Below are 16,067 nucleotides of genomic sequence, written 5' to 3' on the forward strand. Positions count from 1 at the left end.
ACGGGGTCGCAGGTGGTGCCTCCGGGTTCCCGAGTCGCCCTCCCAAGCCTCGGCCGAACCCCTGCACCACCCGCGACCACGAGCAGGACACCTGTGACTGTTGAGCCCCCGCGTCGATCGGTCCCGCCGCCCCCGGCGCGACCCCGACCCCCCTACGGATGGTTCGGTGCCCTTCCTCCCCCTGTTGACTACACCGTGCCACCGATCGCGGTCCGTGACCATCGCCCGCCGCATGATCTTGCCGGGCCTGCGGTCTCATCCGCGGGATGAGGTTGTTGTATACGATTACAGCCAGCTGGTGTCGAGCGGTTTGCCCTCGGCGTACCCGGCGGCCGTCTGCAGGCCGACGACGGCGCGCTCGTGGTACTCGGTCAGGTTGGCCGCGCCGACGTACGTGCAGGAACTGCGGATGCCCGAGACGATCGAGTCCAGCAGGTCCTCGACGCTCGGGTTCTCCGGGTCCAGGTACATCCGGGCGGTCGAGATGCCCTCCTCGAAGATGCTCTTCCGGGCCCGCTGGAACGGCGAGTCCTCGGCGGTCCGGGACCGGACGGCGCGGGCCGACGCCATCCCGAAACTCTCCTTGTAGATCCGGCCCTGGCTGTCCCGGTGCGGGTCGCCGGGCGACTCGTACGTACCGGCGAACCAGGACCCGATCATCACGCTCGACGCCCCCGCGGCCAGCGCGAGCGCGACATCACGCGGATGCCGTACGCCGCCGTCCGCCCAGACGTGCTTGCCGAGCTCGCGCGCCCTGGTCGCGCACTCCAGTACCGCGGAGAACTGCGGACGCCCGACGGCCGTCTGCATCCGGGTCGTGCACATCGCGCCCGGTCCGACGCCGACCTTCACGATGTCCGCGCCGGCATTCACCAGGTCGGTGACACCTTCGGCGGTGACGACGTTCCCGGCCACGATCGGCACCTTCGGGCCGAGGGCGCGAACCCGTTCGACGACCTCGACCATCCGCTCCTGGTGACCGTGTGCGGTGTCGATGACGAGGACGTCGACACCGACGTCCAGCAACGCCTTCGCCTTCTGCTCGGCGTCGCCGTTGATCCCGATCGCGGCGGCGATACGGAGCTTGCCGCCGGCGTCGAGGGCCGGTTCGTACAGCGTGGCGCGGAGAGCGCGCTCACGGGTGAGGATGCCGACGATCCGGCCGTCCGTGTCGACGACCGGCGCGAGCCGGTGCCGACCGTCGTGCAGCTGGTCGAACGCCGTCTCGGGGTCGATGCCGTGGGGAACCGTCAGCAGCTCGCGGGACATGACCGCGTCCAGCTGGGTGAATCGGTCGACGCCGGAGCAGTCAGCCTCCGTCACCACGCCGACCGGCCGCCCCTGATCGACGACGATCACCGCGCCGTGGTTGCGCTTCGGCAACAGGTTCAGCGCCTCGCCGACGGTCCCGGTCGGCGGCAGGGTCAGGGCGGTGTCGTGGACCGGATCCCGTTCCTTGATCCAGGCAACCACGTCGGCGACGACATCGACCGGAATGTCCTGCGGAATCACCGCGAGACCACCGCACCGCGCGATCGTCTCGGCCATCCGCCGCCCCGACACCGCGGTCATATTCGCCGCAACCACCGGGATCGACGCCCCGGTCCCATCCGCGGTCGCCAGATCCACATCCAGCCGGGACGCCACCCGCGACCGGTTGGGCACCAGGAACACGTCGCTGAAGGTCAAGTCACCCGCCGGCTCCCGATCATGATGAAACCGCATACCAGACCCCTTCCGCCCGTGTACAAACCTGACCAGCCTAGCGCCGTCACAGCACGTGTTCGGCTGTGAACGCCAAGAGATCCTGGGCGGGTCGGAGATCGAGCGGAGTGGTGCGCCCTGGGAGTTCGGCCCGGATCTCGGTGGTGGGGTGGTAACGGCGCAAGAGGTCTTTGGTTGGGTACGGCGCCAGCGTGTGGGGGGCCGCGACATGCAAGGTGTGCGAGCCGCCCGGCACCTGCAACGCCAGTACTGCCGCGCGTGCGGCGTCTCTTGTCTCCAGGTAGGACCACAGGTCGCGAGCACCGAGCGCTGGGTCGACGGCGACCTTCTCGGCATGGTCGTTGAGGCGTTCGGTGAACCCGCCGACGAACGGGTAACGCAGCGCGACCACAGCCATGCCGTGGCGCCGGGACATCATCGCGGCGGTCTGCTCGTCGGCGAGCTTCGACAACGCGTACGGGTCCTCGGCCTGGCTCGGCACCCGCACGTCGAGCGGCACGTACGCCGGGCTGAGCGGCTCGGCCGCGAACGGCAACCCGTTCGCGGCCAGGCTGCTCGCGACCACAGCGTTCCGGACCCCGGCCCGGCCGGCCTCCTCCAGCACCGTGAACGTGCCGAGCGTGTTCTCCCCGAACACCTCGTACGGCGTTCCGCGGTGCGGCGCCGGCCGCGCGGCGAGGTGGATGACACCGTCGACCTCCGCCATCGCGGCCCGCACCGCGGCCACGTCGCACACGCTCCCCTCGACCACCCGATCCGCCTGGAACGCCGTACCTGGTAGGACGAGGGCGGTCACCGCGGTACGGCGTACGCGCAAAAGGTCCACCACCGCATGTCCGATCCGGCCGGCGGCTCCGGTGACGAGGACGCGGTTCACGCGAGCCGGAGCTGCTGTTCGGGCTGCGCCGACAGTCCGCGGTACAGCCTCGGGGCACCGTCGAGCGTGAGCTTGATCCGCGATCCGGTGAGCGTTCGGCAGCGGCCGATGCAGTCGATCTCGACCAGCTCACCACCGCGAACGACGACGTTCGTCTTGGTCGGCCAGTCGTCCTCCCAGACTTCCGGGTGCGGGTAGTACGCCTGGCCCTCGGTGTGATCGACGTTCAGCAGATACCCGTCCTTCCGGCTCCACAGCATCGAGAGCGGTCCGTCGGGCGTCATGAACAGCAGCCCCTGCAGGTGCCGCTCGATCTTCGAGAGGTCCAGCCAGCGCACGAACTCGGCGTCCTCGAGCACCCGTGTCCCGGTCGCGAACGCCAGCAGCGACGGTTTCGCCGACAGGTCCCGGTTCATCAGGCCGAAGTGGTACTCCGGGTTCGCCGGGTCGGCCTCCTGCGGATGGTGGATCGTGGTGTCGTGCAACTGGTACCAGTTCACGCCGTCCACACCCTCGGCCTTCGCCAGCGCCATCGTCAGCAGCACGTTCTCGGCCGCCTGCCGCATCGTGTCGTTCCACCATTGGTTGGGCCGGGTGCACGCGTACGCCTCGGTCAGCCACAGTTCCTTGTCGCCGCCGTACTCGCGGATCCGCCGCTTGGCCTCGCGGACGCCGCCGAGGAAGTTCCAGTAGCTGCCGTTGGACCCGGTGACCCACTCGTCCGGCGTCGGCGCGTAGTCCGGCGTGAAGTTGCCGCGGCCCGGGTGGAACGCGAACGCGTCGATCAGGTCCCAGCCGCCGTGCGCGTGGAAGCTGTCGACCCAGTTGACGTCCATGCCGCCGAGGCCGTTGTTCATCACCTTCACGTCGTACCCGACCTCGGCGAGCCGCTCGACCACGGGCCGCAGACCGTCGCGGATGTACTTGTCGGCGTACAGGCCGGACATCCACGGCTGGTTGCGCTCGTTGTCGACCTCGAAGTACCGGGCGCGGGCGTCCACGACGACGTCGACCAGCTCCGCGGCCCACGTCTTCGCCTGCTCGGGCGTCGCGTCGAACACCACGTCGCCGTGCTGGATGTTCGGCGTGATCCCCATCGCCTCCAGTTCGGCCGGCGGGATGCCGGGGGCGCCGTTGTAGGCGATCCGGACCGACGCGACACCGATCTTCTGCAGCAGGGTGGCGACGTCCGCTTTGCTGGGCTTGAGCAGCCAGGGGTAGTTCGCGATCCCGAACATGCCGCCGCCTCGGTAGGTGTACGACGGAAGCACTGCGAGCGTGGTGCGTGCGAAGGCTTCCGTGTTTGCTGTTGTCGCCTTCACCTCGATGAAGGCGACGCCCTGTTGACGCAGTGCCGGTACGACGATCTTGTGCTCGGCGCTCCGGCCGGGGGCCGGTGTGAGTACGGTCGATCCGCTCGTGAGCGTCGTACCGTCGAAGTCGCGCGCGAACCAGCTGAGTTTCACTGGTCCTCCTGCTACGACTTGGACGTTGACCGGCATCGCGTGGCCGGTCTCGTACCAGAGGTTGAACGGTTGGTCGGTCCAGATGTCGATGCCGACCGGGCGGCCGACGGCAGCAGCGTTCACCTCGCGGAGGTTGCCGAGTACGAGGTCCGCCTCGTGCCGCAGTACGCCGAGTGCGTCGTATGTGCCGACGATGTGCATCCAGGACGCGGTCGTCCAGTCCGGGCGGCTCGACGCGAGCCGGAAATACGCCTTCGTGTCGGCCCAGGTCTCGGTGTAGACGATGCCGTCGTTGGTCTCGTACGGCACGCCGCCGCCGGCGTCACGGTTCCACCGGGTGACGGCGGTCGGGTACTCCGCGGCGGTCGGGCTCACCACGGTGCGGCTGAACTGCGAGTTCAGGTACATCTGGTTCGAACTGGTCGCGTCCCAGCGCATGTGCAGGCGCCGCGCGGTGACGTCGAACGTGCCGGTCACCGTGATCGTCTTCGCGGCGGCACTCATCACGTAGTCCACCCGGATCGCCTGCCGGCCGTCCGGGAGCGTGACCAACGACGGCGTGCCGCCGAACGTGCGCTGGCCGCCGAGCACGGTGTCCTTGACCTGGAAGTGCGCGATCCGGATTCGTTCGGTCCCGTCACCGACGACAATGGTTCCGTCGGTGAGCGCGGTGACCGTGATGCCGTCCGCGGTGATCGTGTACGCCGTCGCGGCCTGGGCAATGCCCGTCGGGAGCAGGCCGCCGGCCACACCGGCTGCGACGAGCGATCCGGCGACGAAGGTCCGCCTGGTTGGTTTCATGGGATGACTCCAGTGGTCTTGAGAGGCAGGGCGAGACCGATGAAGATGCGCGCTGCACCGTCGAGGGTGACGGTGACCTGCGAGTTGCTCGCTTGATGGGTGGCGACGTCCATGCCGAGGCAGTTCAGCTCACGGACGGACGTGGTCGCGGCCGGCGTCGGGACGGTGACGTTCGTCTTCGTCGGCCACAGGTCTTCCCAGGGTTCGGGGCTGCGGTAGTAGGCGGGGCTCGTGTCGCTGCGGCGGTCCGCGTCGTCGTTGAGGATGTAGCCGTCTTTGCGCGACCAGAGCAGATTCACCTTGCCCGTCGGCGTGTTGAAGACGAGGCCGAACAAGTCCGGATCGCTCAGGTCCGCCGAACCGGCGAAGGTGGACTGGTCGAGCCAGCGGGCGGCGGTCGCGAACGCCAGCAGTGAGGGCTTCGCGCCGAGGTCACGGTGCAGCAGCCCGTGGTGGTACTCGACGCTGTCCGGATCCGCCTCCATCGGCTGCTGCTGGATCGAGTCGTTGAGCGTGTACCAGGTGACGCAGCTGACGCCGTACGCCTTGGCCAGCGCGAGCTGCAGTAGAACGTTTTCCGGCGCGTTCCGGTACGTGTCGGTCCACCAGCGGTTCGGCAGCGTTCCCGAGTACGCCTCGGTGAGCCAGAGTTCCTTGGTGCCTTTTATTGCGGTTGCCTTCTTCAGCGTGCCGAGGAAGTTCCAGCGGGTCTCGTTCGTCCACGGCTCCGTTGGCGCGTAGTCCGCGGTGTAGTTACCGCGACCCGGGTGGTACGCCAGTACGTCGACGTGATCCCAGCCGCCCGCGGCGACGAAGTCCTGCACCCATTGCTCGGGGTATCCGGCCAGGCCACACGTCATCACCTTGAACGTGGCGCCCTTGGCGGTCCTTGCCAACGTCAACGGCCCGAGCACCTCGTTGACGTACTGCGCGGGCGTCTTGCCCGCCGCGGTGAGATTCAGCTCGTTGCCGCACTCGTAGTACTTCGCGTCGGAGTAGGTGGCGCGACCGACCATGTCCTCGGCCCAGGCCGTGCCGTCCACGCCCCACGGCAGGTCCCGGGCGAGCTGCATGTTGTGCAGGAACCCTGCGCCCTCGAGCGCGGCGACGGTCGGACCGGGCGAGGCGGCGTACCCGTTGTAGGCCTTGTACGCCGTCCGGATCCACTTCATGCCGACGAGCTTCATCAGCCCGAGTACGCCGGCGCTCGACGGCTCCTCCAGATAGGCGAAGTTCCCCATTCCGAACATGCTCAGCTCGGTGTCGCCGTAGGTGTACGTCGACAGCACGGAAAGCGTTGTTCGGGCGAACGCGGCCTCGGTCGAACCGTCGTACACGACCGCCTCGACGAAGCGGATGTCCCGGGCGCCGAGCGTGACGGAGAAGGTGGCGTTCCACACGCCGCGGGCGCCGACCGAGCCACTCGTCGTACCGCTGGTCGACCCGCCGCTCCAGTCCCGTGCGACCCAGTCGACGCGCACGGTGCGAGTGGTCAGAGCCGCGTTGACGACCTGCAGATTGACGGTCTTGGAGCCGCCGGTGTTCCAGAGATTGAACGGCTGGTCCGTCCACAGGTCGATACCGAGATCACCGTCCCGGGCGATGACCCCGGCCGAGTGCGGCCGCATCACCCCGAGCACGACGGTGCTCTCCAGGAAACCGTCTTCGTCGCCGACCGCATGCACGTAGCCATTGTTGCTAAAAGCAACCGTGCTCTGCGGAAACCGTATGACTGCACGGTTGTCGGACCAGCTGTAGGAATAGCAGACGCCGTTGGTCGTCTCGAACGGTACGCCGCCGCGCAGCGCGCCGGTGTCCGGATCACGATCCCGGTTCCACAACGCCACCGGATCGAAGTGCTCGGTCGCCGTACCGGTCACAACCCGCGCGACCCGGAAACTGTCGACCCGCAGGCCCGCTACCCCGGTCACGTCCCAGCGGATCCGCGCTTTCCGCAGGCCGACCGTGAACGTGCCGACGACCTGGCCGAGCGGCGCGGTGTAGGTGATCACGAACTGCTGCGCGCTCTTCGGTTCGACGTTGGTGATCCCGGTGGTCCGCAGGACGACCTTGTCGTCGCCGGTCCCGTACGCGTACTCGAACGTCGTCAGGCTGAACCGCTGCACCCCGCCGCCGTCGAGCACCTTGACCTCACCGGTGTCAGGTGCCGCGATCAACGTGATGGTGTTCGCCGTATCGGTGATCTGAACGTCGGCGGCGTACGCAGGGCTCGTGGTGGCCCCGGCGGCGGCTGCGGCCACCGCGCCGCCGAGGACGGCTCGTCGGCTGATCATCCCTTCACCCCCGTGAAGCCGAGCCCGGCGACGACGTAGCGCTGCAGGACCAGGAACACGAGCACCGGCGGAGCGAGGGCCATCGCCATCGCGGCGATCAGTTCGTCGAGCGGCGCGGAGTCGACCAGATTCGCCAATGCGACACTGATCGGCTGCAGCTTCGGGTCGGAGATCACCACGAGCGGCCAGATGAACTCCTTCCAGGAGTGCATGATCGCCAGCAGGCTGATCACCGCGATCACCGGCCGGCTCATCGGCAGCACGATCTTCGTGAGCAACTGCCAGGTGCCGGCGCCGTCGACCTTCGCGGCGTCGTACAACTCCTGCGGGAGCGCCTCGAAGAACCGGGTCGCCAGCAGGACGTTGAACGCGTTCGCGCCGGCGGGCAGCCAGATCGCCCAGTAGGTGTCGAGCAGGCCGACGTCCAGCACGGTGAGGAACAGGCTGACCAGCGAGACGGTGTACGGCACGAACATGGTCGCGAGAATGGCGCCGTACACGTAGCGACCGATCCGCGGGCGGATCACCGCGAACGCGAACCCGGCGGTCATTGCCACCAGCAACTGCACCGCCCAGGAACCGATCACCACCGTCACGGTGTTGGCCAGGTAGCGCCCGACGTGGAGCTCGGTGAACGCCCGGGCGAAGTTGCCCAGCTCCGCCTCGGCCGGCCACAACCGGAGTGGATGCGTGATCATCTCGGTCGGCGGCGACACCGCACCCTTGACGGTCCAGTACAGCGGCCCCACCCCGATGGCCAGCAGGACCAGCAGCGTGAGTACCTGGACCGCCCGGAGCACGAACGCCGTACCCGGCCTGCGCAGGTCGTTGCTCGACGTGAACGTCGTCATCGGCTCGCTCACTTGGGACTCCAGCTTCTGGTCAGGCGGAGGTAGACCGCGGACAGCACAGCGAGAACGATGGCGAGCAGGACGGACAGCGCAGCGGCCTGCCCGTACTGGCCGTCCTGGAACGCGTACCGGAAGATCAGCAGCAGCACGGTCACCGTGGCCTCGTCCGGACCGCCTTGGGTGAAGATGTACGGCTCGGTGAAGACCTGGATCGTGCCGATCAGCTGCAACAGCAGGAGCAGGCCGATCACCGGACGCAGCTGGGGCAGCAGCACGTGCCAGATCCGCCGCCAGATCCCGGCGCCGTCGGTCTCGGCCGCTTCGTAGAGCTCGGCTGGTACGCCGGTCATCGCGGCCAGGTAGATGAGTGCGGCACCGCCCATCCCGGCCCACGTCGCCTCGAGCACCAGACTCAGCATCGCGGTCTGCGGCGACTGCAGCCACGGGTACGGGCCGAGTCCGACCAGACCGAGCAGCTGGTTGAACAGACCGGATCCGGGATCGTAGAACCACTTCCAGAGCAGGATCGCGACCACCGGCGGTACGACGACCGGCAGGTAGACGACGACGCGGTACACGCCGGCGAAGCGCCGTACGGTCGACATCACTGCCGCCAGCACGATCGGCGCCGGGAAGCCGATCACCAGACCGAGGCCGACGAACAGCAGGGTGTTCGTCATCGCCTTGCCGACCAGCGGATCGGTCAGGACCACCTGGAAGTTCTCCAGACCGACCCAGACCGCCGGGTCGACCAGGTTCGTTTCCTGGAACGAGATCAGCAGCCCGCGCAGGATCGGCCACCAGGAGAACAGCCCGAAGACGACCAGGGCGGGCGCGAGGAAGATCAGGCCCAGGAGTTCCCGGCGCAGGCCGGCCCTCCGCCGGGAAGCGGCCACCACCGGCTCGGCGGTGGAGGCCGGCCGCTCGAGCAATGCGGTCACTTCTGCTCCGCGGCGAGCATCTTGTCCGCGTCCGCCTGCGCCTTGGTGAGCAGTGCGTCCACGTTCGCGTCCTTCTTGGTGAGCACGGACTGCACCACGGTGTCGAGGATCGTGTAGAGCTTCTGCGCCGCGACCGGCGGCTCGGGCTTCAGCGTGAGCTTCGGCGTACCGTCCAGCCACGGCTTGAAGTGCTCGAGCTCGACGTTCACGTACGGCTTGACCGCCGCGTCGATCTTGGCCTGCTGCGCAGTGCTGAACATCGGCAGCGTCGGTACGCCGACCGCGGCCTTCGGGTCCTTGGCCAGCTCCTTCGCCCGCTCGGCCGCAATCGTCGGCTCGTACTGCGCCTCGGCCTGAGCGAACAGCAGCCACTTCACCGCCGCGTCGACCTTCTCCTTCGGCACCGACGCCGGGACCATGAACACCTCCGCGCCACCGAGCGTCGCGTTACCGCCGGCCTGCGGCAGCGACGTGACGCCGTAGTCGGCCGTGTCCTTCATCCCGAACTTCGTCTTGGCCAGCTTGTACGTGCCCGGCGTCCCCATGAACATCCCGACCTGACCGGCCGCGAACTGCTTGACCACGTCGTCCTGGTCCATCAACTGGTTCTGGCCCATGGAGTTGTCCGTCCAGCGCATCGCCTTGAGCAGCTCAAGTGACTGCTTCGTCGCCTGGTCGTTGACCGCGGCAACGACCTTGCCGTCCCGCTCGATCTCCATCGAGCCGCCATGCGTGTAGGTCAGCATCGTCAGCTGCCAGCCGCCGGTGTTGCCTTTGGACTCGTGGACGAACCCGGCCTTGCCGGTCTTCGTACTGATCTGCTTCGCGGCCGCGCGGACCTCGTCCCAGGTGGCCGGCGGCTTGTCCGGATCCAGCCCAGCCTGTGTGAACAGCTTCCGGTTGTAGACGAGCCCCTGCGCGAACGGCGCCTGCGGGATGCCGTACACCCGGCTCGAGCTGTCACTGAGCGGCTGCAGGACCTGCGGGTTGAACTCCTGGTAGTGAGCCCACTGCTTCAGCTGGTCGGTGATCGGCTGCACGTGCTTGCGGGCGATCAGGCCTTGCGGCTCGGTCAGCGGAACCTGGATGACGTCCTCGATCGTCTTGCCGGCGAGCTTGGCCGAGAACGTCAGCGGATCCCAGCGGTTCTCGGTCCCTTCGATCGTGATGCCGGGGTTCTTCGCCTGGAAGTCCTGCACCAGCCGATGGAACTGGGCCAGCGCGGCGGTGTCCGTCGGCGCCGGCATCCCCTGCACCCGCAGTACCACATCGCCGCCGCTCCGGGCGTCGTTCTTGGCAGGAGTGAGTCCCGCGCAGCCGGTCAGTACCAGCCCGGTCGCGGCCGCCACCAGGGCAGCACGAACACGCATGGGTGTAGCCATTGAATGTCTCCAGGAAGGATCGGTACGGCGGGGCGGCTCGCCGTACTGTGGTGGGTCCTGCTCGGGTCAGGCGCGAATCAGGCGCGGTGTGGCGCGGGACCTGTGGAGGCGCGCGGAATCAGCCGCGAGCCGACCTCGACGGACTGCGGCTCCGAGCCGTTGATGGTTTCGACGATCAGATCGGCGGCATGGGTGGCCACCGTCTGCGGCGAGATCCGGATCGTGGTGAGGGCCGGGATCGACATCGCGGCCAGCAGCGTGTCGTCGATACCGATCACGCTGACCTGACCGGGAACGTCCACCCCGGAATGGGCGAGTTGGTGCAGGACGCCGATCGCGACCAGATCGTTGTGCGCGAGGATCGCGGTCGCGCCGTTCGCGACGGCCAGGGTCGCCGCATGCAGACCGGTCTCGAAACGCGGCTCGTACGGACCGAGCTCGACGACCGAAAGCCCTTGCGCGTCGAAGGTCTCTCTTATCGACTTGCCCCGCAGGTGCTCCGGGCGCGAGCAGTTGACGAAGACACAACTGGTGTGACCGAGTGCCCGCAGGTGTTCGGCGGCCTGGCTGATCCCGGGCGTCAGTGAGATCTGCAGTTCGGGGATGCCCTCGACCTGCCGGTTGACCAGGACGAGCGGAACCTCCGCAGCCAGCTCCCGCAGCCGGCCGTCGGACAAGGTCGATGCCCAGAGCACCAATCCGTCGACCTTCTTCACGATCGCGTCGATGGTCTCCAACTCGTCGGCTTCCCGCTCGTCGCAGTCGGCGACCAGCAGCGTGTAACCGTGGTTGCGGGCCCGGGCCTGCATCGCCTTGACGATCGGCGGGAAGAACGGGTTCGCGATGTCCGGGACGACGAGCCCGAGCGACTCTGTCCGGCCGCTGCGCAGCGTCCGGGCCGCCGGGTCGGGCCGGTATCCGAGCTGCCGCGCGGCGTCGGCGACCCGCTGCCGGGTCGCCTCCTGCACCTGGTCGGGCGCGGTGAAGACCCGGGACACCGTCGACGGGGACACCCCCGCCAACTGCGCGACTTCCCTGACCGTGGCGGCCATCGCGGATCTCCGTTCTGTCCGGGGCTGGATGTTGAAACATGTTTGCAATCGATGCCGAACGTGTCAACAGCTTGTTTCAGACTGATCTCGACAGAGTCGTGCTTCACCGACTAGCTTCGGATGACAACGTTCCTGAAACAGATCAGAGGGCAGATGAAGATCACGGGCTGGGAAGTACTCACGCTCCCCGACCGGGGCGACGCGATGATGCTCGTCGCGGTCGACACCGACGAGGGCATCCACGGCATCGGCGAGGTCGGCCTCCGGTCCCGGCAACAGGCTGTGGCCGGCGCGCTCTCGCATCTGGGCAGCCTGGTGCTCGGCGAGGACCCGCTGCGAACCGAGCACCTGTGGCAGCTGATGTTCCGGTCCGGCTTCTACCCCGCCGACCGGGTGATCGCGTCGGCGATCGCGGCGATCGACGTCGCCTTGTGGGACATCCGCGGCAAGGCGTACGGCGTACCTGTGCACGAACTGCTCGGCGGGCAGGTGCGTGAGTACGTGCCCTGCTACGTCCACCTGGGCGACGGGACGGCGGACCGGCCGCGGTTCCTGGAACGGTGCCGGACGCTGGTGGCCGACGGTTGGACGCACCTACGATTCTCGGTACCGCACGACGGCGACGTCCTCGACGAGCGCCGTACGCTGCGGGAAGGGATCCGGTTGTTCCACGAGGTCCGGGACGTCGTCGGCGACTCCGTCGAACTGATCCTCGACGTACACACCCGGCTCGATCCGCCCGAGGCGGTCACCCTGTGCCGCGAGATCGAGTCCGCCCGCCCGTACTTCGTCGAGGACGCACTCCGCGCCGAGCACCCCGACTCCTACCGGATGCTGCGCGCGCGAACCGGCGTACCGCTCGCGGCCGGCGAACAGTTCGCCTCCAAGTGGGAGTTCGCCCCACTGATCGAGAACGAACTGATCGACTACGCCCGCGTCGACATCGCCATCGCCGCCGGCCTCACCGAGTCCCGCAAAATAGCCGCCGCCTGCGAAACCCACCACATCAAACTGGCAACCCACAACCCCTTGGGCCCGGTCACCGCGGCATCATCGCTGCACCTCAACCTCACGGCACCGGTCACCACCATCCAGGAACACCAATCAGACCCCGACCCCGAACTAGCGTCGTACTTCACCTTGCGCCCAGCCGTCGTCCCCGGCCGGGTCCTCCCGTCAACCACCCCCGGCCTGGGCGTAGACGTCGACCGCGACCGAGCCCGCGCCAACTCCATTCCACCCCGTCCTCTCCCCACCCTCCACCGCCCCGACGGCTCCTACACCAACTGGTGAAGGGCCTACGACGACCGGGCCGCAGACCAAGACCGCGGCGCTCGGTGGGGTGTCGATTACCGCGACCGGCACCGTCGACCGGATCGAGTGGTCGATGGGTGCGGGTGACACCGTCACATGTAAGGGCGCCGGCACCGCGTTCACCAGAGCGATGGCGGCCGGCAAGTCGCTCAAGGACATGCCGTCATCACCGACGTGCGGCTACAAGTACACCAAGTCCTCGCGCTGCGAGAAGTCCGGCAGCTACAACATCACGGCAACGGCGTGCTGGACCGTCCATTGGACCGGCGGCGGTATGCAAGGCGACATCCCACTCGACTTCAGCCGGTCCATCCCCCTCCAGGTCACCGACCTGCGACCGGTCCTCGTGGACCCGGACGGCGGGTCGGAGAAGCCGTCGACGCCACCCCGCACCTGCAGCAACTGAAGCGAAGGACAGGCAACTCGCCACCTAACGTCCTGTCGACGTGGACGACCGGGCTTCGGGTAGAAAACCTCCCCACGCCGGTCACACGGCCGAACCGGCTCCCCAGGAAGGGGAAGCCGGTTCGGTTGGTCTGGGTCAGCGGTGCAGATCGAAGCGGTCGAGTTCCATGACCTTGTGCCAGGCGGAGACGAACTCGTCGACGAACTTCTGCTTGGCGTCGTCGCTTGCGTAGACCTCGGCGAGGGCGCGGAGTTCGGAGTTCGAGCCGAAGACCAGGTCGGCGCGGGTGCCGGTCCACTTGACCTCACCGTTGACGGTGGCCTCGAACGTCTCCTGGCTCTCGTCGGCGGCGTGCCACTCGGTGCCGAGGTCGAGCAGGTTCACGAAGAAGTCGTTCGTGAGCGTGCCGGGGTTCTCGGTCAGTACGCCGTACTTCGAACCGTCGTAGTTCGCACCGAGAACGCGGAGGCCGCCGACCAGGACCGTCAGCTCCGGAGCGCTCAGCTTGAGCAGGTTCGCGCGGTCGAGCAGCAGGTACTCGGCCGGGAGCCGGTTGCCCTTGCCGTAGTAGTTGCGGAACCCGTCCGCGACCGGCTCGAGCGCGGCGAACGAGTCGGCGTCGGTCTGCTCCGCCGAAGCGTCCACCCGGCCAGGCGTGAACGGTACGACGACGTCGTACCCGGCGTTCTTCGCCGCGATCTCCACACCGACACCGCCGGCGAGGACGATCAGGTCGGCCAGCGAGACCGGCTTACCGAACGACTGCTGGATGCCCTCGAGCGTCCGCAGTACCTGCGCGAGCTCGTCGGGGTTGTTGACCTCCCAGCCACTCTGCGGCTGCAGGCGGATGCGGGCACCGTTGGCGCCACCGCGCTTGTCACTGCCACGGAACGTCGACGCCGACGCCCATGCGGTCGAGACCAGCTGCGCCACCGACAGACCGGACGCGGCGATCGCTGCCTTCAGCGCGGTCACATCGTCCTCGGTAACGAGCTCATGCGAGACGGCCGGCAGCGGGTCCTGCCAGATCAGCACCTCGCTCGGGACCTCGGAGCCGAGGTACCGGACGCTCGGACCCATGTCGCGGTGGGTCAGCTTGTACCAGGCACGCGCGAACGCGTCCGCGAACGCGTCCGGGTCCTCCTTGAACCGACGCGAGATCGGCTCGTAGATCGGGTCGAAGCGCAGCGACAGGTCGGTGGTCAGCATCGTCGGCAGCTTCTTCGGGCCGTCGTACGCGTCCGGGATGATCGCCTCGGCGTCCTTCGCGACCCACTGGTTCGCGCCGGCCGGGCTCGCGGACAGCTCCCACTCGTAGCCGAACAGGATGTCGAAGAAGTCGCTCGACCATTGCGTCGGCTTCGTGGTCCAGGTGACCTCGAGACCGCTGGTGATCGCGTCCTTGCCCTTGCCGGTGTTGTACGTGCTCTTCCAGCCCAGGCCCTGCGCCTCGATCGGCGCACCCTCGGGCTCCGCGCCGACGTTCTCCGCCGGGCCGGCGCCGTGCGTCTTGCCGAACGTGTGACCGCCGGCGATCAGCGCGACCGTCTCCTCGTCGTTCATCGCCATCCGGCCGAACGTCTCGCGGATGTCGCGAGCCGCCGCGATCGGGTCCGGGTTGCCGTTCGGGCCTTCCGGGTTCACGTAGATGAGACCCATCTGGACCGCACCGAGCGGGCGCTCGAGGTCGCGGTCACCGGAGTATCGCTTGTCCTCGAGCCAGGTGGTCTCCGGGCCCCAGTACACGTCGGTCTCCGGCTCCCACACGTCCTCGCGACCACCGGCGTACCCGAAGGTCTTGAAGCCCATGGTCTCCAGCGCGACGTTGCCGGTGAGGATCATCAGGTCGGCCCAGGAGATCTTCTGGCCGTACTTCTTCTTGACCGGCCAGAGCAGCCGGCGGGCCTTGTCCAGGTTGCCGTTGTCCGGCCAGCTGTTCAGCGGCGCGAACCGCTGCTGCCCGGCGCCCGCGCCACCGCGGCCGTCGTGGATCCGGTACGTGCCGGCGCTGTGCCAGGCCATCCGGATCATCAGCGGGCCGTAGTTCCCGAAGTCGGCCGGCCACCAGTCCTGCGAGGTGGTCAGTACCTCGGCGATGTCCGCCTTCACGGCGGCCAGGTCCAGGGTCTCGAACTCCGCGGCGTAGTCGAACTCCTCGCCGAGCGGGTTCCCGACGGCCGGGTTCTTGGCCAGGATCTTCAGGTTCAGCTGGTTCGGCCACCACTCGCGGTTGGCGTTCCCGCTGGTCGGGTGCACGCCCTGACCGTGGTTCACCGGGCAGCCACCGGTCTCGGTCTCGGCGCCGCGGCTCTCCGCGGTGGCCTCGCCGGGCAGGGGCTCATGGTTCTCGGACATCAGATTCCTTCCAGACTGGACGTTTTCAAAGGCTGGGTTTTTCTAAGGAAGGCAAGGTACGTCGTGCGCAGTCCGCGCACAGGCCCCAATAGATGACCTCGGCCTCGTCGATGACGAAACCGTGGTCCTCGGACGCGGTCAGGCAGGGCGCATGCCCGACCGCACAGTCGACGTCGGCGATCGCGCCGCACGACCGGCAGACAGCGTGGTGATGGTTGTCGCCGACGCGCGATTCGTACCGCGCCAGCGACCCCAACGGCTGGATCCGCCGTACCAGGCCCGCCGCCGTCAAGGTGTGCAGCGAGTCGTACACCGCCTGGTGCGACGCCTGGGGCAATTCGTTGCGCACGGCACCGATAATCGAGTCGGTATCCGCATGCGGGTGCCCGTACACCGCGGCCAGCACCGCCAGCCGCGGCCGAGTCACCCGCAGCGAAGCCCCACGCAACAGCCCCTGAAGCTCCTCCACCGTCGGCACGTCCCAGAGTCTTCCGCGTTTTCTGGAATGAGTCAAGATTAGCTGACGCGATTCTCAACCTGAGACATCAGCGCGCACCGCCACTCCCCCTGGTCTCGTCACTATGCTTGAGATCAGAGGTGATT

The 16,067-nt window shown here is 67.9% G+C and carries 12 protein-coding genes; 2 read left to right on the forward strand and 10 right to left on the reverse strand.

The window, feature by feature from the left end:
- Positions 1-285: 285 nt before the first annotated feature.
- The 8 genes from ACLJOO_RS03765 to ACLJOO_RS03800 all read right to left on the reverse strand — a co-directional run bounded on the left by ACLJOO_RS03765 (position 286) and on the right by ACLJOO_RS03800 (position 11,389).
- On the reverse strand, positions 286-1,725 hold the full coding sequence (locus ACLJOO_RS03765) for a GuaB1 family IMP dehydrogenase-related protein (RefSeq protein ID WP_410785397.1): 1,440 nt from the start codon (positions 1,723-1,725) through the stop codon (positions 286-288).
- Positions 1,726-1,771: 46 nt separating this feature from the next.
- On the reverse strand, positions 1,772-2,602 hold the full coding sequence (locus ACLJOO_RS03770) for an NAD-dependent epimerase/dehydratase family protein (RefSeq protein ID WP_410785398.1): 831 nt from the start codon (positions 2,600-2,602) through the stop codon (positions 1,772-1,774).
- The gene (locus ACLJOO_RS03775; protein ID WP_410785399.1) at positions 2,599-4,869 is read right to left on the reverse strand and encodes a hypothetical protein; all 2,271 of its coding nucleotides are present in this window, start codon (positions 4,867-4,869) and stop codon (positions 2,599-2,601) included. Before ACLJOO_RS03775 ends, ACLJOO_RS03770 begins: the two co-directional genes overlap by 4 nt.
- Positions 4,866-7,163, reverse strand: coding sequence for a hypothetical protein (locus ACLJOO_RS03780; protein WP_410785400.1), 2,298 nt, complete (start codon positions 7,161-7,163; stop codon positions 4,866-4,868). Before ACLJOO_RS03780 ends, ACLJOO_RS03775 begins: the two co-directional genes overlap by 4 nt.
- On the reverse strand, positions 7,160-8,026 hold the full coding sequence (locus ACLJOO_RS03785; protein ID WP_410785401.1) for a carbohydrate ABC transporter permease: 867 nt from the start codon (positions 8,024-8,026) through the stop codon (positions 7,160-7,162). Before ACLJOO_RS03785 ends, ACLJOO_RS03780 begins: the two co-directional genes overlap by 4 nt.
- Positions 8,023-8,955: a carbohydrate ABC transporter permease gene (locus ACLJOO_RS03790; RefSeq protein WP_410785402.1), complete on the reverse strand. Its 933-nt coding sequence runs from the start codon at positions 8,953-8,955 to the stop codon at positions 8,023-8,025. Before ACLJOO_RS03790 ends, ACLJOO_RS03785 begins: the two co-directional genes overlap by 4 nt.
- Complete coding sequence (locus ACLJOO_RS03795) at positions 8,952-10,325, reverse strand: ABC transporter substrate-binding protein (protein ID WP_410785403.1); 1,374 nt, start codon at positions 10,323-10,325, stop codon at positions 8,952-8,954. The genes ACLJOO_RS03790 and ACLJOO_RS03795 overlap by 4 nt, the downstream gene beginning before the upstream one ends.
- A gap of 89 nt (positions 10,326-10,414) precedes the next feature.
- The gene (locus ACLJOO_RS03800; protein ID WP_410785404.1) at positions 10,415-11,389 is read right to left on the reverse strand and encodes a LacI family DNA-binding transcriptional regulator; all 975 of its coding nucleotides are present in this window, start codon (positions 11,387-11,389) and stop codon (positions 10,415-10,417) included.
- 153 nt (positions 11,390-11,542) lie between these two features.
- On the opposite strand from ACLJOO_RS03800, the gene ACLJOO_RS03805 reads away from it, so the two are divergent.
- The gene (locus ACLJOO_RS03805) at positions 11,543-12,682 is read left to right on the forward strand and encodes a mandelate racemase/muconate lactonizing enzyme family protein (RefSeq protein WP_410785405.1); all 1,140 of its coding nucleotides are present in this window, start codon (positions 11,543-11,545) and stop codon (positions 12,680-12,682) included.
- 49 nt (positions 12,683-12,731) lie between these two features.
- Entirely contained in the window at positions 12,732-13,109 is a 378-nt protein-coding gene (locus tag ACLJOO_RS03810) for a hypothetical protein (protein WP_410785406.1), read from the forward strand.
- A 135-nt stretch (positions 13,110-13,244) separates the two neighbouring features.
- Here the strand turns inward: ACLJOO_RS03810 and katG are convergent, their stop codons facing one another.
- Together katG and ACLJOO_RS03820 are read right to left on the reverse strand one after the other, a co-directional pair.
- Positions 13,245-15,464: a catalase/peroxidase HPI gene (gene katG / locus ACLJOO_RS03815; RefSeq protein ID WP_410785407.1), complete on the reverse strand. Its 2,220-nt coding sequence runs from the start codon at positions 15,462-15,464 to the stop codon at positions 13,245-13,247.
- A 25-nt stretch (positions 15,465-15,489) separates the two neighbouring features.
- Complete coding sequence (locus ACLJOO_RS03820; RefSeq protein WP_410785408.1) at positions 15,490-15,933, reverse strand: Fur family transcriptional regulator; 444 nt, start codon at positions 15,931-15,933, stop codon at positions 15,490-15,492.
- Positions 15,934-16,067 lie beyond the last annotated feature (134 nt).

Origin of the sequence: Kribbella sp. C-35 (genome assembly GCF_046549195.1) — a bacterium.
Taxonomy (GTDB): Bacteria; Actinomycetota; Actinomycetes; order Propionibacteriales; family Kribbellaceae; genus Kribbella.

What these genes read in the sequence shown, in the direction of transcription:
- ACLJOO_RS03805 (WP_410785405.1), top strand. Translation starts at nt 11,543, where the DNA reads ATGAAGATCACGGGCTGGGAAGTACTCACGCTCCCCGACCGGGGCGAC.
- ACLJOO_RS03795 (WP_410785403.1), bottom strand. Translation starts at nt 10,325, where the DNA reads ATGCGTGTTCGTGCTGCCCTGGTGGCGGCCGCGACCGGGCTGGTACTG.
- ACLJOO_RS03775 (WP_410785399.1), bottom strand. Translation starts at nt 4,869, where the DNA reads ATGAAACCAACCAGGCGGACCTTCGTCGCCGGATCGCTCGTCGCAGCC.
- ACLJOO_RS03780 (WP_410785400.1), bottom strand. Translation starts at nt 7,163, where the DNA reads ATGATCAGCCGACGAGCCGTCCTCGGCGGCGCGGTGGCCGCAGCCGCC.
- katG (WP_410785407.1), bottom strand. Translation starts at nt 15,464, where the DNA reads ATGTCCGAGAACCATGAGCCCCTGCCCGGCGAGGCCACCGCGGAGAGC.
- ACLJOO_RS03800 (WP_410785404.1), bottom strand. Translation starts at nt 11,389, where the DNA reads ATGGCCGCCACGGTCAGGGAAGTCGCGCAGTTGGCGGGGGTGTCCCCG.
- ACLJOO_RS03765 (WP_410785397.1), bottom strand. Translation starts at nt 1,725, where the DNA reads ATGCGGTTTCATCATGATCGGGAGCCGGCGGGTGACTTGACCTTCAGC.